Source organism: Kitasatospora sp. NPDC023120 (assembly GCF_055560835.1).
The window spans coordinates 143,383-164,384 of the sequence record NZ_JBVHHY010000014.1 but is presented as its reverse complement, the minus strand read 5'-3'; the positions used below and the strand labels follow the sequence as shown (position 1 = coordinate 164,384).

Sequence of the window (21,002 nt, the reverse complement as noted above, 5' to 3'; positions counted from 1 at the left end):
ACTGTCCGAGTATCGCACTGTTCACCGGTCCCGTGCCCGCTCGCGACCCCCGTACGAGTCGTGCCGCGCCGGAAACCCGGGCGGACCCGGGCAAAGAGAGCAGACGCGGCTGGGCTGAGTACGGTTGCGCGCGTAGACCATATCGGTAGCGGTCACCGCTTAATTGACCTTCTGTCAACAATGCGGAAACGATTTCGCGCGGCGGTTCACTCGCCGGTCGAGCCGTCCACGGATTCGCGCAGAAGATCGGCGTGGCCGTTGTGTCGCGCGTACTCCTCGACCATGTGCGCGAGGATCCAGCGGAGCGTCACTTCCTCGCCGCGGCGCGGCCGCTTGCCGACGGTCTCCGGCGGCAGGCCGGCGGCCGCGCGGCGGGAGGCCTCGACCTCGGCGCGCCAGGTGGCGAAGTCGGCCGCGACGTCGCCGGTGTCGACGTTGTCGAAGTCGCCGTCCGGGTCGGCCTTGGTCCAGTAGTGGCCGTTCTCGAGCTCCTCGCCGAGCAGGACGCACTGGAACCAGTACCGCTCCACCTCGGCCATGTGCCGGACCAGCCCGAGCAGCGAGAGGTTGGACGGCGGGACGGCGCGCAGGCGCAGCTGGTCGTCGGTCAGCCCCTCACACTTCAGCGCGAGGGTGCTGCGGTGGTAGTCGAGGAAGGCGGTGAGGGTGGCGGTTTCGTCGGCGGCCATCGGCGGGTCCACCCGCAGGTTCGATTCGGTCATGCGGGCCATCCTGGCGCCCGGCGGCGCACGGGCGCGAACGATTTCCCGGCGGATGCCCGGGTGGAGAGCCCGGAGAGCCCGGAGAGCCCGGAGGGTCCAGGGGGCCGCTCAGGCTGCCGTCGCGCGGCGACGCGCCTTCGCCGCCCGCCAGAGCCCGGCCACGCTGCCCAGGCCCAGCAGCGCGATCACGCCCGCCGACAGCAGGAACGCCGCCGAGCCCGGCTCGCCCGAGCTGGCCGCCGCCGTCACGTACACCGCGGTGGTCGGCACCGCGCCGACCGCGGTGGCGAGGACGAAGGGCAGGAAGCGCGTCCCGGAGAAGGCCGCGCCGTAGTTGATCGCCTGGAACGGCACGCCGGGCAGCAGCCGCAGCACCAGCACGCTGCGGAACCCCTGCTCGGTGAACCGCCGGTCCAGGGCGCCGAGCACCTTCCCCCGCAGGTACGGGCGCAGCGCGTCCCGCCCGAGCCCCCGGCCGAGGCCGAAGGCCAGGGCGGCGCCCAGCGTGGTGCCGAGCACCGCCATCGCGACGCCCTGCTGGACGCCGAGCAGCAGCCCCGCCGCCGCGTTCAGCGCGGGCCGGGGCACGAAGGCCAGCGTTCCCACCGCGAACACCAGGGCGAACAGCGGTCCGAACCAGTACCCGGGCATCCGGTCCGCCAGCCCGCCGGACAGCAGCTCCGTCGGGCTCCACAGCAGCAGCGACCCGGCCGCCGCGCCGAGCAGCGCGATCAGCAGCGCCAGGCGCCACCAGGACGACCGGGGCGCCGCGGCGGGAGCAGGGGGAGCGGGGGGAGCGGGGGTGGCATCGGGCTGGGACACCGCCCGAGCCTAACCGGGACCGACGGGCGGGTCGGTCCCGGGCGTCAGCGGGCGGTCCGGGGGATCAGCTGAACGGGTCCTTCTCCGGGTTGTAGTGCCAGAACTGGTTGGTGCCGCCGTGGTACTCCCACTGGATCACCGGAGTGCCGTCGACCAGGGCGCCGCCGGGGACGTCGAGCACGAGGCCGCTGTAGGCGTTCACGATGCCGCGCGGGGTGCCGGGGTGGCCGGCGGGCGGGTCGCTCCACTTCTGGTTGGCGCCGCCGTTGCAGGTCCGCTGGTCGGCCTGGGTGCCCCAGGTGGTGCTGAAGGCCGGGATCTCCAGGCACTTGCCGCTGTGCAGGTTGATCCAGCCGTGGGCGGTCTGGGTCCACTTCTGGTTCTCACCGCCGGTGCAGGTCCAGATCCGCACCGGGGCGCCGTTGTCGGTGCGCCAGTCGGCGACCTCCAGGCAGAGGTCGTGGGGCCCGGGGAACCCTCCGGTGCGGATCTCGGCGGGGCCGAAGTCCGCGGCGGGAGAGGGGGCCGCCGGGGCGGCGAGGGCCACGGCGGGGGTGGCGAGGACGGTGGTGGCGAGGACGGTGGTGACGGCGGCGAGCCGCGTACGACGGAACATCGGTCGACCTCCGGTGGTGCGGTTCAGCGCGACCTGGCCAGGAACCCCAGCAGACGGTGCCAGGAGTCCCGGGCCGCGCCGCAATGTTCGACGGCCGAGAGTTCGAAGAAGTTGTGCGGAGCGCCCGGATAGGTGACGAATTGGTGCGGAGTGCCCGCCTCGGTGAGCGCCGCGTCGAAGGCGTCGACGGCGGCGGGCGGGATGTGCTCGTCGGCGCCGCCCCAGAAGGCGAGGATCGGGGCGGTGAGGCCGGCAGCGAGCTGGGTGGGCCCGGGGGCGCCGGCGATGGTGTCGGGGTAGCCGTAGTAGCCGACCGCGCCGGCCAGGCCGAAGCGGGGTGCGGCGGCGCGGAAGGCCTGGCGGCCGCCGAAGCAGAAGCCGAGCGCGACCACCTCGGCCGGTCCGGCGGTGCGCAGCCGCTCCAGGGCCGCGGCGAGGTCGGCGTCCAGGTTCTCGGGGGTGAGCGCGAGGAGGTGGGGGAGCAGGTTCGGCAGCTCGCCGAATTCCGGCGGACGGTTTTCCGGGGCGGCGCCGGCGGTCCGTCCGTAATAGTCGAGGACGAGCGCCGGGTGGCCCTGTTCGGCGAGCCGGGCGGCGGTCTGCCGGTAGAACGCGGAAAGGCCCTTGTTGTCCGGCAGGACGAGTACGCCGACCCCGGTGGCGATTTCCGGGCGGGCCAGGAAGGCGCCGAATTCGGTGCCGTCCGCCGAGGTCAGGGTGAGCGGTGCGGCCTCGGCCAGGGGCTGGAGGACGGGGGAGAAGGCGGGCGGAGCGGCGTCCGGGTCGTAGCACACGGGAATCCCTCTCGCGGTACGCGAAACCGCCGGGCGCGGCTGCGCCCGACGGCTGGTGATGCTAGCGGGGAATTCCCTCGGGAATTCCTCACCATAGCGAAGAGAGATCTATTCCGGAAGGCCTCTCCGATTCCGGTGCGGTCACGATTTCTCCGTTCGTGATTCCGGTGGCCGCGTTCTCGCCGGGGGTATTCCGTTCGGCCAGGCGCAGCGCCCCGGCGCTCAGCAGCAGGGCGAAGGCAAGGGCGGTGACCAGTGCGAAGGAGACGGTCAGCGAGGTGGCCTGGGCGAGGGCGCCGATGACCGCGGGGGCGATCAGGCCGGAGGTGTAGGTGACGGTGGCGACGCCCGCGATGGCCTGGCTGGCGTTGGTGCCGATCCGGCCGGCGGCGGCGAAGGCGAGCGGCACGATGACGGCGATGCCGATGCCGATGAGCGCGAAGCCGGGGATGGCCAGTGCCGGGCTGTCGGCGGCGACCACCAGCAGGCCGCCGGCGGTGGCGACGGCGCCGCCGATCCGGGTGGTGCGGACGGCGCCGAGGCGGCGGATGGCTGCGTCCCCGGCGAGGCGGCTGACCGCCATGGTGAGCGCGAAGGCGGTGTACGAGGCGGCGGCGACGGTGGCCGAGGAGCCGGTGACGTCCCGCAGGTAGACGCCGCTCCAGTCCATCGAGGCGCCCTCGGCGAAGACCGCGCAGAAGCCGACCAGCCCGATCACCAGCGAGCTGCGCGGCGGCAGCGCGAACCGCGGCGGTGCCTCCGCGCCCTCCTGCGCCCGCAGGTCGGGCAGTCCGCGGCAGACCGGCTGGACGAGCGCGAGCAGGACCAGCGCGGTGACGGCCAGCTGCAGCCGGGCGTCCAGCTCGAGGTGGGCGGCCAGGATGCCGAAGCCGGAGGCCAGCAGGCCGCCCGCGCTCCACATCCCGTGCAGTCCGGACATGATCGAACGGCCCAGTCGCTCCTCGATCTCCACGCCCTGCGCGTTCATCGCGACGTCCGCCATCCCGGCGGTCGCCCCGTACACCAGCAGCACCGCGCAGAGCACCGGCAGCGAGGGGGCGAGCGCGGGCAGGGCGAGCGCCAGGCACCAGAGCGCGATCAGTCCGCGCACCGCGGCCCGCCCGCCGTAGCGGTGGACGAAGCGGCCGGCCAGCGGCATGGCGAGGGAGGAGCCGATGGCGGGCATGACCAGCGCCAGGCCGAGCTGTCCGGCGGAGAGGTCCAGGCGGTCCTGGATCCACGGGATACGGGTGACGAAGCTGCCGCTGACGGCACCGTGGACGCCGAAGACCAGGGCGATGCTCGCCCGGGCCCGGCGCGGGGCGGTCAGTGGTTCCGGCGGCGGTGCGGTCGTGCGGCTCATCGGCGTTCCCTCCCGGGCGGGTGGTTCGGTCGGACTGTTCGGCTGGACGCTTCGATAAACTATCAGGAAGGGACCCTGATAGAAACACTCTGGAAGGATGAGCTGCCATGACCACCGCGCGTACGGCCACGCCGAGCACCGCCCGGGCGATCAACGACCGGCTGGCGCTCAACCTCCTGCTCGAACAGGGCCCCCTGACCGCGACCGAGCTGCGCGACCTCACCGGCCTGTCCCGGCCGACCGTCGCCGACCTGCTCGACCGCCTCCAACGCACCGGCCTGGTGGCCGTCGTCGGCGAACGCGGCGAGCAGCGGCGCGGCCCCAACGCCCGGGTCTACGCGCTGGTCGCCTCCCGCGCGCACATCGCCGCCTTCGACGTCCGCTCCGGCGGCGTCAGCCTGGTCGTCGCCGACCTGGCCGGGCACGTGCTCGCCACCGCCGAGGTCCCGGTCGAGGGCGACGGCGGACCGGACACCGCGGCGGCGATCACCGCCACCCTGCTGGACGCCGCGCGTGGCGCCGGCGTCGAGCGGCTGCACACCGTCGCGGTCGGCGCCCCCGGCCTCGTCGACCCCGCCACCGGGCGGCTGCAGAGCACCGGCAAGCTCCCCGCCTGGCACTCCGAACTCCTCGCCGCGCTGGAGGAGCTGCCCGGCACCGAGGTGATCCTGGAGAACGAGGTCAACCTCGCCGGGCGGGCCGAGTACCGGGTCGGCGCCGCGCGCGGCCGCGACACCTTCGTGCTGATGTGGCTCGGCCACAGCGTCGGCGCCGCCGTCATCCTGGACGGGCGGCTGCGCCGCGGCTTCTCCGGCGGCACCGGCGAGATCTGCTTCCTGCCCGTCCCCGGGACCGTCGGGCTGCCCAGTGCCGACAGCTGCGAGGGCGGCTTCCACGGGCTGGTCGGCAGCGCGGCGATCTGCGCGCTCGCCCTCGCGCACGGGCTGCCCGCCGACCCGGCGGGGGACGCGGCGGCCGCCGAAGCCGTCGTCCGCGCGGCGGTCTCGGACGCGGCGGAGGGCGAGGCGGCGGGCGAAGCGGAGGGTTCGGCCGCCGGGCGCTTCCTGGACGAGCTGGCCGAGCGGATCGCCATCGGCGCGGCGAGCGTCTGCGTGGTGCTCGACCCCGGCTGCGTGGTGCTCGGCGGGGAGATAGGCCGGGCCGGCGGCGCCGAGCTGGCCGGCCGGGTGGAGCGGCGGCTGGCCCGGCTCTCCCCGCTGAGCACCGAGGTGCGGGCCGGTACGGCGGGCGGCGGCGCGGTGCTCGCCGGCGCGGTGCTGACCGCCGGGGACGCGGTGCGGCGGGACCTCTTCGGCGAGCCGTAGGGCCTGTCCGGCGGCCCTGGCTTTCCCGTAGCCGTCCCCGGTACGGCAGGATGGCGGCGGGGTGCGCGCAGTGTCCGTACGCCCTGTTCCCCGATCGTCGAACCACCGTCAGGAGTCGCACATGGGCCAGTCCGAGGCGCCGGTCAACCCGTACCGGATCGGCGAGGCCGCGGCGCTGCTCGGCGTCAGCGCCGACACCATGCGGCGCTGGGTGGACGCCGGGCGGGTCGCCGCCACGCGGGACGAGCACGGGCACCGGATCATCCCCGGTGTCGAACTCGCCGCCTTCGCCCGGGAGTTGGCGCGCCCGGAGAACGCCGAGGCGGAGGGCCGCCCGTCCTCGGCTCGCAACCGCTTCCCGGGGATCGTCACCGAGGTGGTGCTCGGCGACGTGGTCGCGCAGGTGGAGATCCAGGCCGGGGCGTTCCGGGTGGTGTCACTGATCAGCCGGGACGCGGCGGAGGAGCTCAACCTGGTGCCCGGTGCGCCCGCCACGGCGGTCATCAAGTCCACCAATGTGATGGTCGAGCGGCGCTGACGCGCCGCCGACGAGACCCGGAACCGAACGAGAGACCCGGATGCCGCCCGCACACCTGCCGACCACCCGGAGCGCCGTGCTCGCGATCGAGGCCGTCGCTGCGGAGCCGAGCTACCGCGAGGCTGTGATCCGCCTTGGCAGCGAAACGCCGATCGCCGACCTGCTCCGCATGTCCTCCCCCGGCTGAAGCCGGGGTCTCCTCGAAGGATCCGATGAACACCGACCGCAGCCCCCGGGTACAGGCCGTCGCCCACCGCGGCGACCCGTACCGCCACCGCGAGAACACCCTCCCCTCCGTCGAGTCCGCCCTCGCCGCCGGGGCCGACGCCGTCGAGGTGGACGTCCAGCTCACCCGCGACAAGGTGCCCGTCCTGCTGCACGACCCCACCCTGGAGCGGCTCTGGGGCGACCCGCGGTCGATCGACCGGGTCACCGCCGAGCAGCTGGACGAACTGCGGCAGGGCCCGCTCGCCGTCCCCACCCTCGCCGAGGCGATCAAGGCGGTGACCGCCGTCGAGGGCCGCCGACTGCTGATCGACCTCGACACGCCCGGGCCGGCCGCCGCCACCTGGTCCGTGGTCACGGGCCTCGGCGCCGAGCGGCAGGTCGCCTTCTGCGGCCCCGTCACCGCGATGCTCGCCGTGCGCGAGCTGACCCCGGACGCCGAGATCGCGCTCACCTGGAAGCAGCCGCGGATGCCCGTCCGGGCCCTGCTGGACGACCTGCGCCCGCGCTACCTCAACCCGCCGTTCGGCCTGGTCACCCCCGAGTTCACCGCCGCCGCGGCGGACGCCGGGCTCGCCGTCTCCACCTGGACCGCCGACCTGCGCCGCACCATGCGCCGACTGAGGGACACCGGGGTCGCCTCCATCACCACCAACCGGATCTCCCTGCTGCGCTCGGTCCTGGACGGCCGCCGGTGACGGACCAGGCGGCGGAGTCGGTGAAGACCCTGGGCCGTCGGGCGCTGGGCCGCGCCCTGCTGGCCCGTCAGCACCTGCTCACACGCAGCCGCCTGGCGCCCGCCGCGATGGTCCACCACCTCGGTGGCCTCCAGGCCCAGGCCGCGCCCCAGCCGCCCTACCTCGGGCTGCTCGCCCGCCTCGACGGCTTCACACCCGAACCGCTGAGCACCCTGATCGAGCAGCGCGGGGCGGTCCGGATCGCACTGCAGCGCGGCACCATCCACCTGGTCACCGCCGAGGACTGCCTGACGCTGCGTCCGCTGCTCCAGCCCGTCCTCGACCAGGCCCTGCGCACCACCTACGGCAAACGGCTTGCCGGGCTGGACCCGGACGCGCTCGCCGCCGAAGCCCGGGAGCTGGTCGAGGCACAGCCGCGCACCTTCCGGCAGCTGGGCGCCCTGCTCGCCGCGACCCGCCCGGACCGCGACCCGGCCGCGCTCGCCCAGGCAGCCCGCTGCCTGCTGCCGCTGGTCCAGGTGCCGCCGCGCGGCCTGTGGGGGCGCGGCGGCCCGGCCGCGCACACCACCGCCGAGGCCTGGCTCGGACGCCCGCTCGACCCGGCGCCCTCGCTCGACGACCTGGTCCTGCGCTACTTCGCCGCCTTCGGGCCCACCACCGCGGCGGACCTGAAGAAGTGGTGCGGCCTCAGCGGGCTCTCCCCGGTGCTGCGGCGGCTCGCGCCACGGCTGCTGACCTTCCGGGACGAGCAGGGCCGCCTGCTGTACGACCTGCCGGACGCACCCCGCCCCGACCCGGACACCCCGGCGCCGGTACGGCTGGTCGCACCCTTCGACAACCTGCTGCTCTCGCACGCGGACCGCACCCGGGTGCTGCCCGAGGAGTACCGGGGGCGGGTGATGACTCAGAACGGGATCGTGCTCGGGACGCTGCTGGTGGACGGGCTGGTCGCCGGGTCCTGGCGGCTGACGGACGAGCAGGAGGTCGTCGTGCAGCCCTTCGCGCCGCTGCGGCGGGCCGACCGGCAGGCGGCGGAGGCCGAGGCGGAGCGGGTGCTGGCCTTCGCGGCCGGGAGCGGGAGCGGGAGCGGGAGCGGGGACGGCAGCCGGGCCGGGAGCGGAGGCGGCACCGGCCGCGGAAGCGGGACGGTCCGGATCGAGCCGCCGGCGTAAGGAGGTCGCGCAGAGAGGCGGGTGGTCCCGGGTGCCGCCAGGGGGCGAGTGGCCCGGCAAGGTGACCCAGGCCCGGTGGATCACGTTGCGCACCTGGCTCGGCGAACCGCACACACGTACGACGAACGGCCGACGAGGTGAACCTGGCCAACCTGCAGGCAGGAAAAGCAGCGGACAACGCAGGGGGGAGGTCTGATTGTGTGCGGCCATTCTGGCGGTCGGTTCGGCACAGGCCTGCCCTGATGCCGACGAAGGGCCGTCCCGCCTCCGCACCGGCAAAACATCCGAGGAGCAGGAACGACGATGGCACCCGATCCGACAATCGCCCAAGTGACCATGACCCTGGCTGCCCTTGCATCCACCGGGGCCACCCCGCGTCCGTCCGGGGAAACCCTGGAGCATCAGACCGCACGGATCATCACCGGCATCAACGCGCAACTGAACGATCCCGGCCTTGCGACGCAGGGCGCGTGGCAGCTGGTGTGGCTCGCCCTGAGCGAGGCCAACGCCAACATGGCTTACATCGCGAAGAGCACCAACGGCTCGAACGAGTTCGCCGTGGCCGCTCGCGGAACGGACGCCGATTGGACCGACATCCTCGAGGACCTCGAGGTCGGCACAGTTGTCCCGTTCCCCGAAAGCGGATCACCGAAGCCCCGCGTTTCCAAGGGGGCGAAGGACGCGTTCGACCGGGTTGTCAACGCCCTCTCGATCGCCTCACCCTCCCCGAACGTCACGCTCGTTCAGGCGCTCGCCGCCGCGATCAAGGCGGCGCCCTCCTCGCCGCAGCCGACCGTCTATCTGACCGGTCACAGCCTGGGCGGCTGCATCGCCTCCATGCTCGCGCCGTACCTGCAGGCACAGGCGCAGACGTGGCCGAAACAGCCGAAGTTCGCGGTGATCACCTATGCCGCTCCCACCGCCGGCTTGCAGAGCTTCGTCGACTACGTCAACTCCCTGCCGTGGGTCATCGACGAGCGCCAGAACAACGCCTACGACCTGGTACCGCACGCGTGGGCCGATCTCGACACCACCGCCGGCTGGTACCCGAGCCCGGGGCCGGAGGCGACCCTGGAGGTGAAGGCGCTCATCGGGGCGTTCTCCCAGCGCACCAAGGGCAATACCTACGTCCAGCCCGGCACGCTCTGCCTGATGAACACCGGATACACGAGCCTCAACAAAGTCCTGGTCAACAAGACCACCCAGGACTTCCTCGGCCAGGTCGGCTTCCAGCACGCCAACTCCACCTACCTGGACCTGGTGGGGGCGCCTGACGTCCCTTCCGGGCCGGAGGTGACCGACGTGACCCCCACCTTCGGCGCACCGGGCGCCACGGTGACCATCAACGGCACCGGTTTCAGTCCGGACAGCGTGGTCGACTTCGGCCAGTTCGCCTGCAGCAAGACCGACATCGACCCCTCCGGCATCAGGATCACCGCTCAGGTCCCGGACGGAACCGGCGTCGTCCACGTCCGCGTCACCAACACCCTCGGCACTTCCCAGCCCGCCGCGATGGGGCAGTTCGCCTACGGCGGACCCGCACCTGTGGTGGTCAGTGCGGTCAGCCCGACCAGCGGAAAGGTCGGCACCCCGGTCACCATCAGCGGCTCGGGCTTCGCCGACGGCGCCACCGTGAAGTTCAAGGACAAGGCGTCCGGTTCGGTCACGTTCGTCTCCACTGGCGAGATCACCGCAATCGCGCCCGGTCTGCTCGACGACCAGCAGACGGTGGACATCACCGTGACGGTCGGCAAGGCCACCTCTCCCACCAGCCCGGCCGACGAGTTCACCTACACCGGACGGTAGCGACCGCACGGCCTGTTCCCGGGGTGGCCCTTCGGGCGGCCCCGGGCTCTTGCGCCGTTCGGTCGAACCGTGCCCGGGAGAGGGATCGCCGCAGGACCGTGCGCCCTGCGGCGAGCAGGGCACGGCGCTGTGCGGCACGGCCGAGCAGCGTCGATGGGCGGAGCCGTCGCAGGGGTCGCCGCGGGCGGAGTTGCCGGACCTGGGCCCGGACTGGTGCCGACGACCCCGACCGCGCCCATCCGCGAGACCTCCACAACGGGCGGATCGTCACGTTCTCTGCTGAGATGGGTCGGTTCTTACTGGTCGACGATCCCCGGCGGAGGTGGCCGTGTCCGTGGAGCGCCCGCCCGACAGCCGGCCCGACCACCGCAGGCCGTACCTGATGCTGCCGCCCGCGCTGCGGCGGGCGGCGGCCTGGTCGGTGGCGGTGATCCTGCTGATCGCCGTCGCCTCGCTGGTGGTCTTCGCCCTGGTCGAGCTGCGGGCCGCGACCGTGCCGTTCATCCTGGCGCTGCTCGGAGCCTCGCTGCTCTACCCGGTGGTGCCCTGGCTGGTCCGGCGGGGCGTCGGGCGCGGCCTGGCCGCCGGGCTGACCTGCGCGGTGCTGGTCGTCGCGGTCGGCGGGGTGATCGCGCTCCTGGTCAACTCCCTGGTGCACAGCGCCCCGCAGATCGCCGAATCGCTCCCGGCCGCCGGTCGGCGGCTCGCCGAATGGCTCGGCCCGGCCGGAGACAAGATCCGGCACGCCCTGAGGAACGCCAAGGGCGAGACCAACTCCCTGGTCTCGACACTGACGAACGGGGTGCTCTCCGGGCTCGGCCTGTTCACCCAGCTGGCCACCGGCGCGGTACTGGCCCTCGCCCTGGTCTTCTTCTTCCTCCGCGACGGCCACCGCACCGGCGACGCCATCCGCTCCTACCTGCCGGGGCACAGCGGCGAGACCGTCATCGCCTGCGCCGAGCGGGCCTTCGACGCGATGGCCGGCTTCATGCGCGGCACCACCCTGATCGCCCTGATCGACGCCGGCTTCATCACCATCGGCCTGGTCGCCCTCGGCGTCCCCGGCGCGCCCGGCCTCGGCGCGCTCGTCTTCATGGGCGCCTACATCCCCTTCGTCGGCGCCTTCCTCTCCGGCGCCGTCGCCGTCCTGGTCGCCCTCGCCGACGGTGGCCTCGGCACAGCCCTCTGGGCCCTCGGCGTGGTCCTCGCCGTCCAGCTGATCGAGGGCAACATCCTGCAGCCGGTCATCCAGAGCCGGACGGTGGAACTGCACCCGGCGACCATCATGGTCGCCGTCGTCGCCGGCTCCGGCATCGCCGGAATCATCGGCGCCCTGCTCGCCGTCCCGGTCTGCGCGGCTGTCACGGGCGTCATCTCCGTCCTGCGCGGCGCCCCGGGGCGCCCACCGGAGGCGGGGGAGTAGGGCCTCCGCGGTCGCCGGCGGGGGCAGCCGCTCGCGCGCGGCGTACCTGCGGATCCCGGCGAGGATCTCCTGATCGGTGAGTGCGGCCGGATCGGTCATGGTCCGCATCGTAGGGGCGGCCGCTGACATGGCGTCGAATCGGGTTGCCGTCGGTGGGGTGGTCGTGACAGCATCACTAATGCGACGGAAGTTGCGATAGCGCTGGGAGGGTGCAGATGGAACTGTTCGGGGTGGCCGAGGCCGGGGCTGGGCCGTACGGGGTTGCGGTGGGGGCGGGCGGGGACGTCTGGTTCACCTTGGTGCACAGCGGGGAGGTCGGGCGGCTGGCGGCGGACGGTTCGGTGGCGCGGTACGGACTGGGGGCGCCGGAGTGCGGCCCGGCGGTGATCACTGCCGGGCCCGACGGGGCGATGTGGTTCAGCCGGATGCGGGACCACCGGATCGGGCGGATCGATCCGGACGGCAGGGTGGGCTCGTTCGCGCTGCCGGGGGAGAACGCCGGGCCGTACGGGATCGCCGCCGGGCCGGACGGGGCGGTGTGGTTCACCGAGATGAACGCGAACCGGGTCGGACGGATCACCGTGGACGGCGAGGTGACGGAGTATCCGCTGCCCCTCCCCGAGGCGTTCCCCTCGCTGATCACGGCCGGGCCGGACGGCGCCCTGTGGTGCACGCTCAACCGCGCGGACGCGGTGGCGAGGGTCGCGACGGACGGGGAGGTGACCGTCCACCGGCTGCCCACCGGGGGCACCGCGCCGGTCGGGATCGCCGCCGGGGCGGACGGGGCGCTCTGGTACGTCGGCATCGGCGGCGGACTGGTCGGGCGGATCACCGTGGACGGGGAGGTGACGGAGTATCCGCTGGCCGACCGGGCCGCCAGGCCGCACGCGATCGCGGCGGGACCGGACGGGCGGCTCTGGTTCACCGAGTGGGGCGCAGGCCGGATCGGGGTGCTGACCCCGGGCGGGCGGCTCGACGGCCACCCGATCCCGGGCGAGGGCGCCGAGCCGCACGGGATCGCCGTCGGACCGGACGGCGCCGTGTACGCGGCGCTGGAGCGCGGCGAGCTCCTCCGGCTGGCGCCGACTCGGGGCTGACGGCGGAGGAGGCGAGGGGGCGGCGCGGAGGCGGGCGGAGCCGTACGGAGGGCGGCCGCAATGGGGCCGTTCGGCCCTGGGAGCAGGCCGCCCGGTGGGCGATGATGCCCTGGGCCCCGCTGGGAGTGTGCGGGGGTGACGAAGGTGGAGCCGCGTGATGGCGACCAAGACGGAGGGCGCCGAGGCCTCGGCGCCGGTCCGGGTGTTCCTGCTGGACGACCACGAGGTGGTGCGCCGCGGCGTGCACGACCTGCTGGACGGCGCGCCGGACCTGGAGGTGGTCGGCGAGGCGGCGACCGCCGAGCAGGCGCTGGTCCGGGTGCCGGCGCTGCGGCCCGACGTCGCCGTGCTGGACGTCCGCCTCGGTGACGGGGACGGCGTCTCCGTCTGCCGCGAGCTGCGCTCGCGGATGCCCGACCTCGCCTGTCTGATGCTCACCTCCTTCGACGACGAGGAGGCCCTGCTGGACGCCGTGATGGCGGGCGCCGCCGGGTACGTGCTGAAGCAGATCAGCGGCACCGACCTGGTCGCCGCCGTCCGCACCGTCGCCTCCGGCCGCTCGATGCTCGACCCCGGCGCGGCCACCCGCCTGCTCAACCGGCTGCGCAGCGATGCCGAACCGGCCCAGCCGGTCACCACCGGCCCCGGGCTGACCGTCCGCGAGCATGAGGTGCTGGCGCTGATCGGCGAAGGGCTGACCAACCGGCAGATCGGCGAGCGGCTCTACCTCGCCGAGAAGACCGTCAAGAACCACGTCTCGCGGCTGCTCGCCAAGCTGGGCGTGGAGCGGCGGGTGCAGGCGGCGCTGATCGCCACCGAGCTGCGCCAGGCGTCCGCCGCCGCGCAGCCCTCCCCGCTGCGCGCCGGGCGCGGCTGACCGGCCCGGGGCCCGGCCGACGGTGGCCGGAGGCCCCGGGGGTGCCGCTACGAGCCGACCGGGGCGTCCCACGACAGTCGGGTGCCGCCGCCCTCGGCCGGGGCGACCGTGAAGGACCCGCCGACCCGCTCGGCGCGCTCGGCGAGGTTGCGCAGGCCGCTGCGCCGCCCGCCCTCGGGCACGCCCACGCCGTCGTCCGCGACGGTCAGCACCACCCGCCCGGCGATGGCGCGCAGCGTCACCTCGACCCGGGAGGCGCGGGCGTGCCGGGCGGCGTTGCTGAGCGCCTCGGCGAGGACGGCCACCACGTGCTCGGCCAGCTCCTGCGGCACGTCGGTGTCCAGCAGGCCCTCCATGCTCAGCCGGGGCGCGAAGCCGAGCGTGCCCTGGGCGTCGGTGACCACCCGGGTGGCGCGGGCACGCAGGCCGCGGTCGGGCTCGCTGTGGGCGCGCAGGCCGAAGATGGTCGAGCGGATGATCTTGATGGTCTCGTCCAGGTCCGCCACCGCCCGGGCCACCCGGTCCGCGGCGGCCGGGCTCTCGATCAGCCGGCCCGCGCTCTGCAGCGTCATGCCGGTCGCGAACAGCCGCTGGATCGCCAGGTCGTGCAGGTCGCGGGCGATCCGGTCGCGGTCCTCCAGCAGGTTCAACTGCTCGGCGTCGCGCCGCCGTTCGGCCAGCTCCAGGGCGAGCGCGGCCTGGTCGGCGAAGCCCAGCAGCGGGCCGGTCTCCTCCGGGCCGAAGGCGGGCTGCCCCTGCGCCCGGGCCAGCAGCAGCACGCCCCGCCCGTACCCGGACCCGGTGCCCAGCGGTACCGCCACCGCGGCGCCCAGCCCCTCGAAGCGGCCCGCCGGGCCGGCCGGGAAGCGGGCGTCGCAGGACAGCTCGTCGCTGGTGACCGGCGAGCCGGAGGCGTACGCGGCGCCCGACAGCGTGCCGTCCACCGGCACCGTCACCCCCAGCCGCGCCGACGGCGTGCCGCCCAGCGCGACCTCCACCGCCAGCTCCTCGGCCCGCTCCTGCGGGCCGGCCAGCGCCACCGACACGTCCGCCAGCTCGGCGCCGGAGATCTCCCGGGCCCGACGGGCGATCAGCTCGACCACCTCCAGGCGCGGCGCGCCCGACAGCAGGCTGCGGGTGATCTCGGTGCTCGCCCGCAGCCAGCGCTGGCGCAGCTGCGCCTCCTCGTACAGCCGGGCGTTGTCGATCGCCACCCCGGCCGCGACCGCCAGGGTGGCGATCACCGCCTCGTCGTCCTCGTCGAAGTCCAGCCCGCCGCGCTTGTCGGTCAGGTAGAGGTTGCCGAAGACCTCGCCGTGCACCCGCACCGGCACCCCCAGGAAGGTGTGCATCGGCGGGTGGTTGGACGGGAACCCGACCGAGGCCTGGTGGTCGGACAGCACCGGGCAGCGCAGCGGCTGCGGCTCGCGGATCAGCTCGCCGAGGATGCCCCGGCCGGACGGCGGCGGGCCGATCTTGGCGATCTCCTCCGCGGTCAGACCCACCGTCAGGAACTGCGACAGCGAGTGCCCGTCCGGGCCGATCACCCCCAGCGCGCCGTAGCGGGCGTCCACCAGGTCCGCGGCGGCCTCGATGATCCGGTGCAGCGCCTGCGACAGGTCCAGCTCGCGGCCGACCGCGAGCACCGCCTCCAGCAGGCTGTGCACCCGGTTCTGCGTCCCGCGCGCCGCGTCGATCCGCCACTGGAGCTCCTCCAGCAGCTCGTCCAGGCGCAGCCGGGGCATCCGCGCGTCGTCACCCGCCGCGCGGTCGTCCGCTCCGCCCACCGCTGTCCTCCTCGTCTCCCGCCCTGACCCCGCGCCTGCCCGACACGGGTGCCGTCCGACCAGCGGGATTGCCCCGTTCACGGTAGTGGCAGGGTGTCGCGGGCGGGTACAGGGGGGTCGCTGCTCGTAGGCTCCGTCGGGCGGGCCTTTCGTCCCGTCGCGGAGGGTCCTGCGGCCTCTGTCCCGGGCCGGACGCGGCTGCCAGGGTGGGGGAGGAGCGGACGGGGCGTCAGCGGACCCCGCCGCCAGCGCCGAACCACCGAGTGCCGACACCGTGGAGGAACGTCCCATGAGCGAGCGAAGCGAGCCGAGGTCGACCGTGCTGGCCGGGATCGACGGCTCGCCGCAGAGCGCCGCCGCCGCCCACTGGGCCGCCGAGGAGGCGATGCGCCGCGGCGGATCGCTGAGGCTGGTGCACGCCTGGCCGTGGCTGACCGACGGCGTGTCCGCCTTCGCCGAGCCCGACGACCTGCCCGAGGCCGTCCAGCGGACCCTGGAGGAGGCGGCCGAGGACGTCCGCGGGCGCCACCCAGAGCTGGCCGTGCAGACCGACGCGGTCCTGGACGCGCCGGTCGACGGTCTGGTGGCCGCCGCCGCGGACGCCGGACTGCTGGTGCTCGGCTCGCGCGGCCGCGGCGGCTTCACCGGACTGCTGCTCGGCTCGGTCAGCATGGCGGTGGCCGGGCGCAGCGGGGTGCCGGTGGTCGTGGTGCGCGACGCCCACGAGGGTGCGCGGGGCGCGGCCGAGGTGGTGGTCGGCGTCGACGCACACGGCCCGGAGGAGGAGGTGCTCGACTTCGCCTTCCACGAGGCCGCCCTGCGCGGTGCCCCGGTACGGGCGGTGCACGGCTGGGACCTGCCGCCGCTGTTCGGCTACGCGGGCGGGGCCCTCCCGGCGGGCGAGATCGCCCAGTTGGAGGCGCTGGAGGCGAAGCTGCTCTCGCTCGCCCTGGCCGGTCCGCGCGAGCAGTACCCGGGCGTCGCGGTGGTCGAGGACGTCCGGCTGGGTGCGGCCCGCGGTCTGGTCGGGGCCTCGGCGGGGGCGGCGCTGGTCGTGGTCGGCCGGCGCCGCCGCCCCTTCGACTTCGGCCCCCGGCTCGGCGGGGTCGCGCACGCGGTGCTGCACCACGCCGAGGCGCCGGTCGCGGTCGTCCCGCACGGGTGACGAAAGCCCCGCCGGACGAAGGCCTCAGGGCCTGTCTTCGGCCCCCGGCTGCGGGGCGAAGCCAGGCCCAACGGCTCCGTCGCCCGCCGGGTACGGCGCGCACGCTCGGAAGCAGTGAGGGCCCCGCGGTCGCGCGAGCGGACCGCGTTCCGGTCGAAGGAGTGGATCGTCATGACGCTCCGGCTGGTCCTGCGCGTCGGCTACGGCCCGCCCGGGAGGGCCACGCCCCGCCGCCCGGTCACCGAGACGCTGGACGGGGCGTGATCACGGCTGCGGGAAGGCGTTCGGGTCCACGTCGCTGGTCTTGGCGTTGCCGTCGACCGTCGGCTGGAGGGTGATCTCCCACGAGGTCGTGGTCCGGCCGGTCTCGAACGCGAAGGTGTCCTCGAACTTGGTGAACACGCAGCTCCGGGTGAAGCCCTTGGCTTCGGCGTCCCAGTCGACGCCGTCGGAGACGTAGACCTGGTACGTCCCGTCCTCCACGCCTTCGACACTGGCCTTCGCACCCTTGGCGACGAACACCGAGTGCACCGCCTTGCCGTTCAGCGCGAGCGAGACCACCGCGTCCGTGGTGCCGCCGTTGTCGACCTTGAACACGCCCTCCCCGCGCAGTTTCCCGCTGCGGACCATGGTGCCGTTCTCCAGCGAGCGGGACTGCTGCTTGGGGAACTGCGGGACGGTCAGGGTCGCCGACTGGCCGGCCGCCGCCAGCTTGGTGAGGGCGGCCGACACATCCGTCAGCGCCGGGGAGGAGCCGAGCTCGGCCTCGGCGGAGCCCAGAGCGCAGACCTTCCGGCGGTCCACGTCACGGCGCACCGACGAGGCGGAGGTGGACAGCGACCTGAGGGCGAACACCAGCTGGCTCTTCGCTGTCGCCGCTCCCGCGTCGGCCGGATCGTCGGTCAGGCCCAGCGTCTGACCGTTCAGGCTCGCCTCACTGCTGAGCGCGTCCAGCGCGGCGCCGAACTCGGTCAGGTCCTTCGCCGCGGCGGCCTTGGCGAGTTCGGTGTTGACGGAGTTGACGGCCTCGGTGACAGCCGGGCCGTACGGAGGCTTGCCGGACGACCGGTGGTCGGAGGACGTTCCGCTGCCCCCGGGCGTGCAGGCCGCCAGGACCAGCGCCGTGCCGACGGCCAGAGCGGCCTTCCCGGCGAACCTGTCGGACCCAGCGAACCCCATGACCCACCCCTTCGGAACCGTTTCTGCGCGCCTTCGCGCCCTCGCGCACTCGCGCGGCGACACATCGTCCCGACTACGAACCACCTCGTCAACCCGGGACCGGGCGTTCACCCCTGACGACGCAGGGCGCGCAGGGTGGTGTGGGCGGGGATCCAGGTGCCGAGGGCGGCGAGGGCGGCGGCGCCGGCGAGGACCAGGGCGAGGCCGGTGGCGGGGACGGCGGCTCCGGCGGTGCCGCGGGTGATGCCCTGGGCGTAGGTGGTGAGCACCGCGAAGGAGATGGCGAGGCCGAGTGCGGCGGCGATGGCCACGGAGGTCGCGGTCTCCCAGCCGAGCATGCGCCGGATCTGGCCGCGGGTGGCGCCGGTGAGCCCGAGGGCGGCGAACTCGGGGCGGCGGTCGGCGATGCTCATGGCCAGCGTGTTGAGGACGGCGATGGCGACGAAGGCGATGATCAGCCCGAGGGTGACGTAGCCGATCTGCGCGCTGACCCGGGTCTCCGAGGCCTGGGCGGCGGCGCGGTCCAGCACTCCCAGGCCGGGCTCGGCGTGCAGGGCCGCGGCGAGGGACTCCCGGGTGGGGCCCGCGCCCTGACCGTTGCCGCGTACCAGCAGCTCGCTGTCGAGCGGCACGTCGACGTGGGCGGCGACCAGGGAGTGCGCGAGGGTGAGGTCGCCGAAGCCGAGGCCGCGGCCGTAGAGGGCGACGACCGTCACCTCGGCCGGGGTGCCGTCGGCGAGGACCAAGCGCACCCGCTGGCCGAGCCGGTAGCCCAGCCCGTCGGCGGCCGCCGCCGTACCGTCCGTCAGACGGCCGAGGTCGCCGGCGGTGACGCCGAGGTCGAGGGTGTCGGACAGGCGCTCGGGCGTGACGGCCTGGACGCTGCGCTTGGTCAGCCCGTCACGGACCTGGGTGTGGAGCACCCGGGTGACGGTCCGTACGCCCGGGACGGCGGCGAGCGCCTCGGCGGCGGTGTCCGGCACCCGCGGTCCGACGACGAAGTCGGCGGTGTTCCCGCGCTCGCGCTGCGCGCCCGCCGCGCCGTCGACGGTGGTCTGGGTGAACAGGATGGTGCAGGCCATCGCGATCAGCAGGGTCAGCGGGGTGACGACCGAGGCGAGCCGGTGCGCCCCGGCGCGCAGGTTGTGGGCGGCGAGGTAGCCGCCGACCCGGGACGCCCGCAGCGGCAGCCCGAGGATCCCGGTGCCGCCCCGGACCACCAGCGGGCCGAGCAGCGCGAGGGAGGTGCACCACAGCAGGACGGCGATGAAGCAGACCGGGGTCGAGGCCTGGTCGGAGTGCAGCGCGGTGAGCAGGGCGGTGAGTGTGACGGCGCCGGCGGCGGCGAGGACACCGAGGAGGATCCGGGGCCAGGACAGGCGCAGCGGCTTGAGTTCGGCTTCGCCGAGGGCCTCGACCGGCTTGATGGCGGTGGCGCGCCGGGCGGAGATGCGGGCGGCTCCCCAGCCGGCCAGCAGGGTGGTGGCCGTGGCGGCGATCGCCGGGAAGGGCGAGAGGACGACGGGCAGGTTGGCCGGGATGACGTCCAGGGCGACGAAGCGTCCGTGCAGCCAGTCGCCCAGCGGCAGTCCGGCGGCGGCGCCGAGGGTTCCGGCGGCCAGGCCGATGGCGAGTGCCTCGCCGCCGATCATCTTGCGGACCTGCCGGCTGGTCGCGGCCACGGCCCGCAGGACGGCGATCTCCCGCTGCCGCTGCTGGATCGACAGCCCGAAGGTGCCGACGACGACCAGCAGCGCGACCAGCAGCGAGGTGCCGGCCAGGACGGCGCCCATGCTGACCAGGCGGACCTGGGCGTTGGCGGCGTCGGGGAACTCCACCCGGCCGCGGTCGTCGCCGGTGCGGACCACGGGGGCCGGGGTGGTCCGGGTGCCGGCGAGCAGCGCCCGGACGTCTTCGGCGGCCGACGGCGCGGCCGGGAAGACGCCGATCGCGCCGACCAGTCCGTCGTGCCCGGCGAGCCGGCGGGCCCGGTCGGGGGCGAAGTAGACCGCGGCCTGGCTGTCGAATCCCTGCGCGGTGACGCCGACCACGCGGACGGTCAGCGTGCCCGCGGCGGTACGGGCGGCGGTGGTGGAGCCGGGCGACAGGTGGGCCCGGGCCGCGGTGGCGGCGTCGACCACGACCTCGTCCGGTCCGGAGGGTGCGCGGCCGGCGGCGAGGGTGAGCCCGCTCAGCGGCGCGGACTCCCAACCGTGGCCCCAGGAGCCGCCGTCGGGCCCGCCGGGCAGCAGCACCGGGAAGGTCACCTCGGTGGCGACCGACCGCACCGACGGCAGGGCGGCGATGCGGGCGGCGAGGTCGGCCGGCACCCAGGCGTGGCCGGCGAACGGCTTGGCCTTCTCCTTGACCTTCCCCTTGCCCTTGTCCTCGACGGTGTGCACCTCCTGGTCGCCGGACACGACGATCGGGGCGGCCGCGTAGCGCTCGGGCCGGACGGTGCCGGTGAGGCCGGTGGCCAGGAGGGTCCCGCAGCCGCAGACGAGGGCGGCCGCGCAGAACAGGGCGACGAAGGCGCCCGCGAAGCCGGCCGTGCGGTGCCGGAGGGTGGTGAGGGCGAAGCTCAGCATCATCGGTTCCACGCTCCCAGGCGGATCATGCGGTCGGCGACCTTGGCGGCGGTCGGCTCGGACATGGTGTCGGCGACCCGGCCGTCGGCCAGGAAGAGGACCTCGTCGGCGTAGGACGCGGCGACGGGGTCGTGGGTGACCATGACGATGGTCTGGCCGAACTCGTCGACGGTCTGCCGGAGCAGCGTCAGGACCTCGCGGGCGGTCATGGTGTCCAGCGCGCCGGTGGGCTCGTCGGCGAACACCACCTCGGGGTCCGAGATGAGCGCCCGGGCGATCGCCACCCGCTGCTGCTGGCCGCCGGACAGCTGACCGGGCCGGTGCCCGGCGCGCTCCTGCAGCCCCACCCGGCGGATGAGTTCGGCCAGCCGCCCGGCGTCGGCGCGCCGCTTGGCCAGCCGCAGCGGCAGGGTGACGTTCTGTTCGACGGTCAGCGAGGAGATCAGGTTGAAGGCCTGGAACACGAACCCCGCGCGCTCCCGGCGCAGTTCGGTCAGCTTGGTCTCACTCAGCCGCGACAGGTCGGTGTCGCCGAGGCGGACCGTCCCGGAGGTCGGACGGTCCAGGCCGGCCGCGCAGTGCAGGAAGGTGGACTTGCCCGAACCGGAGGGCCCCATCACGGCGGTGAAGCCGCCCTTGGGCAGCCGCACCGTCACCTCGCGCAGGGCGGCGACCGCGCCCCGCCCCTTGCCGTAGACCTTGCTCACGGCGTCCAGAGTGATCGCTTCGTTCATGTCCCCAAGCCTGTCGACCTGCGAACTCCCTTCCCAGGGAGCGGATCACGGGGCACCCGTGACATCGTCAC

The 21,002-nt window shown here is 74.4% G+C and carries 19 protein-coding genes; 10 read left to right on the top strand and 9 right to left on the bottom strand.

All coding sequences use genetic code 11. The annotated features are described in order from the left end of the window. Nucleotides 1-206: 206 nt before the first annotated feature. From ACZ3TI_RS21975 to ACZ3TI_RS21955, 5 genes are all read right to left on the bottom strand, one after another. Nucleotides 207-722: a DinB family protein gene (locus ACZ3TI_RS21975; protein WP_465728610.1), complete on the bottom strand. Its 516-nt coding sequence runs from the start codon at nucleotides 720-722 to the stop codon at nucleotides 207-209. A gap of 108 nt (nucleotides 723-830) precedes the next feature. Beyond that, nucleotides 831-1,544 carry a TVP38/TMEM64 family protein gene (locus ACZ3TI_RS21970; protein WP_465728608.1) on the bottom strand — a complete coding sequence of 238 codons (714 nt, stop codon included), beginning with the start codon at nucleotides 1,542-1,544 and terminating at the stop codon, nucleotides 831-833. A gap of 64 nt (nucleotides 1,545-1,608) precedes the next feature. After that, nucleotides 1,609-2,160, bottom strand: a complete 552-nt coding sequence (locus ACZ3TI_RS21965) for an RICIN domain-containing protein (protein ID WP_465728606.1) — start codon at nucleotides 2,158-2,160, stop codon at nucleotides 1,609-1,611. Between the two features lie 23 nt (nucleotides 2,161-2,183). Next, nucleotides 2,184-2,954: a dienelactone hydrolase family protein gene (locus ACZ3TI_RS21960; protein ID WP_465728604.1), complete on the bottom strand. Its 771-nt coding sequence runs from the start codon at nucleotides 2,952-2,954 to the stop codon at nucleotides 2,184-2,186. Nucleotides 2,955-3,042: 88 nt separating this feature from the next. Then, a complete protein-coding gene (locus ACZ3TI_RS21955; RefSeq protein WP_465728602.1) occupies nucleotides 3,043-4,317 on the bottom strand; it encodes an MFS transporter in 1,275 nt (424 codons plus the stop codon). Nucleotides 4,318-4,424: 107 nt separating this feature from the next. Between ACZ3TI_RS21955 and ACZ3TI_RS21950 the strand changes: the two genes are divergently transcribed. The 9 genes from ACZ3TI_RS21950 to ACZ3TI_RS21910 all read left to right on the top strand — a co-directional run bounded on the left by ACZ3TI_RS21950 (nucleotide 4,425) and on the right by ACZ3TI_RS21910 (nucleotide 13,478). After that, complete coding sequence (locus ACZ3TI_RS21950; RefSeq protein WP_465728600.1) at nucleotides 4,425-5,642, top strand: ROK family transcriptional regulator; 1,218 nt, start codon at nucleotides 4,425-4,427, stop codon at nucleotides 5,640-5,642. A 121-nt stretch (nucleotides 5,643-5,763) separates the two neighbouring features. Then, a complete protein-coding gene (locus tag ACZ3TI_RS21945; RefSeq protein ID WP_465728598.1) occupies nucleotides 5,764-6,180 on the top strand; it encodes a TOBE domain-containing protein in 417 nt (138 codons plus the stop codon). 40 nt (nucleotides 6,181-6,220) lie between these two features. Further along, nucleotides 6,221-6,367, top strand: a complete 147-nt coding sequence (locus tag ACZ3TI_RS21940) for a hypothetical protein (protein ID WP_465728596.1) — start codon at nucleotides 6,221-6,223, stop codon at nucleotides 6,365-6,367. A 25-nt stretch (nucleotides 6,368-6,392) separates the two neighbouring features. After that, a complete protein-coding gene (locus tag ACZ3TI_RS21935) occupies nucleotides 6,393-7,103 on the top strand; it encodes a glycerophosphodiester phosphodiesterase (protein ID WP_465728594.1) in 711 nt (236 codons plus the stop codon). Continuing rightward, nucleotides 7,100-8,275 carry a winged helix DNA-binding domain-containing protein gene (locus ACZ3TI_RS21930; RefSeq protein WP_465728592.1) on the top strand — a complete coding sequence of 392 codons (1,176 nt, stop codon included), beginning with the start codon at nucleotides 7,100-7,102 and terminating at the stop codon, nucleotides 8,273-8,275. Before ACZ3TI_RS21935 ends, ACZ3TI_RS21930 begins: the two co-directional genes overlap by 4 nt. Before the next feature lie 303 nt (nucleotides 8,276-8,578). Then, complete coding sequence (locus tag ACZ3TI_RS21925) at nucleotides 8,579-10,081, top strand: IPT/TIG domain-containing protein (RefSeq protein WP_465728590.1); 1,503 nt, start codon at nucleotides 8,579-8,581, stop codon at nucleotides 10,079-10,081. A gap of 334 nt (nucleotides 10,082-10,415) precedes the next feature. Further along, the gene (locus ACZ3TI_RS21920; protein ID WP_465728588.1) at nucleotides 10,416-11,504 is read left to right on the top strand and encodes an AI-2E family transporter; all 1,089 of its coding nucleotides are present in this window, start codon (nucleotides 10,416-10,418) and stop codon (nucleotides 11,502-11,504) included. Between the two features lie 215 nt (nucleotides 11,505-11,719). Next, nucleotides 11,720-12,601 (top strand): Vgb family protein, encoded by an 882-nt coding sequence (locus tag ACZ3TI_RS21915; protein ID WP_465728586.1) that lies wholly within the window; start codon nucleotides 11,720-11,722, stop codon nucleotides 12,599-12,601. A 157-nt stretch (nucleotides 12,602-12,758) separates the two neighbouring features. After that, nucleotides 12,759-13,478: a response regulator gene (locus ACZ3TI_RS21910; protein ID WP_465728584.1), complete on the top strand. Its 720-nt coding sequence runs from the start codon at nucleotides 12,759-12,761 to the stop codon at nucleotides 13,476-13,478. 47 nt (nucleotides 13,479-13,525) lie between these two features. Here ACZ3TI_RS21910 and ACZ3TI_RS21905 read toward each other — a convergent pair whose 3' ends face one another. After that, nucleotides 13,526-15,223 (bottom strand): sensor histidine kinase, encoded by a 1,698-nt coding sequence (locus ACZ3TI_RS21905; protein WP_465728750.1) that lies wholly within the window; start codon nucleotides 15,221-15,223, stop codon nucleotides 13,526-13,528. A 331-nt stretch (nucleotides 15,224-15,554) separates the two neighbouring features. On the opposite strand from ACZ3TI_RS21905, the gene ACZ3TI_RS21900 reads away from it, so the two are divergent. Next, nucleotides 15,555-16,430, top strand: a complete 876-nt coding sequence (locus ACZ3TI_RS21900; RefSeq protein ID WP_465728582.1) for a universal stress protein — start codon at nucleotides 15,555-15,557, stop codon at nucleotides 16,428-16,430. A 264-nt stretch (nucleotides 16,431-16,694) separates the two neighbouring features. Here ACZ3TI_RS21900 and ACZ3TI_RS21895 read toward each other — a convergent pair whose 3' ends face one another. From ACZ3TI_RS21895 to ACZ3TI_RS21885, 3 genes are all read right to left on the bottom strand, one after another. Then, a complete protein-coding gene (locus tag ACZ3TI_RS21895) occupies nucleotides 16,695-17,609 on the bottom strand; it encodes a hypothetical protein (RefSeq protein WP_465728580.1) in 915 nt (304 codons plus the stop codon). Between the two features lie 107 nt (nucleotides 17,610-17,716). Continuing rightward, nucleotides 17,717-20,200: an ABC transporter permease gene (locus ACZ3TI_RS21890; RefSeq protein ID WP_465728578.1), complete on the bottom strand. Its 2,484-nt coding sequence runs from the start codon at nucleotides 20,198-20,200 to the stop codon at nucleotides 17,717-17,719. Then, nucleotides 20,197-20,931, bottom strand: coding sequence for an ABC transporter ATP-binding protein (locus ACZ3TI_RS21885; RefSeq protein WP_465728576.1), 735 nt, complete (start codon nucleotides 20,929-20,931; stop codon nucleotides 20,197-20,199). Before ACZ3TI_RS21885 ends, ACZ3TI_RS21890 begins: the two co-directional genes overlap by 4 nt. Between the last annotated feature and the right edge of the window lie 71 nt (nucleotides 20,932-21,002).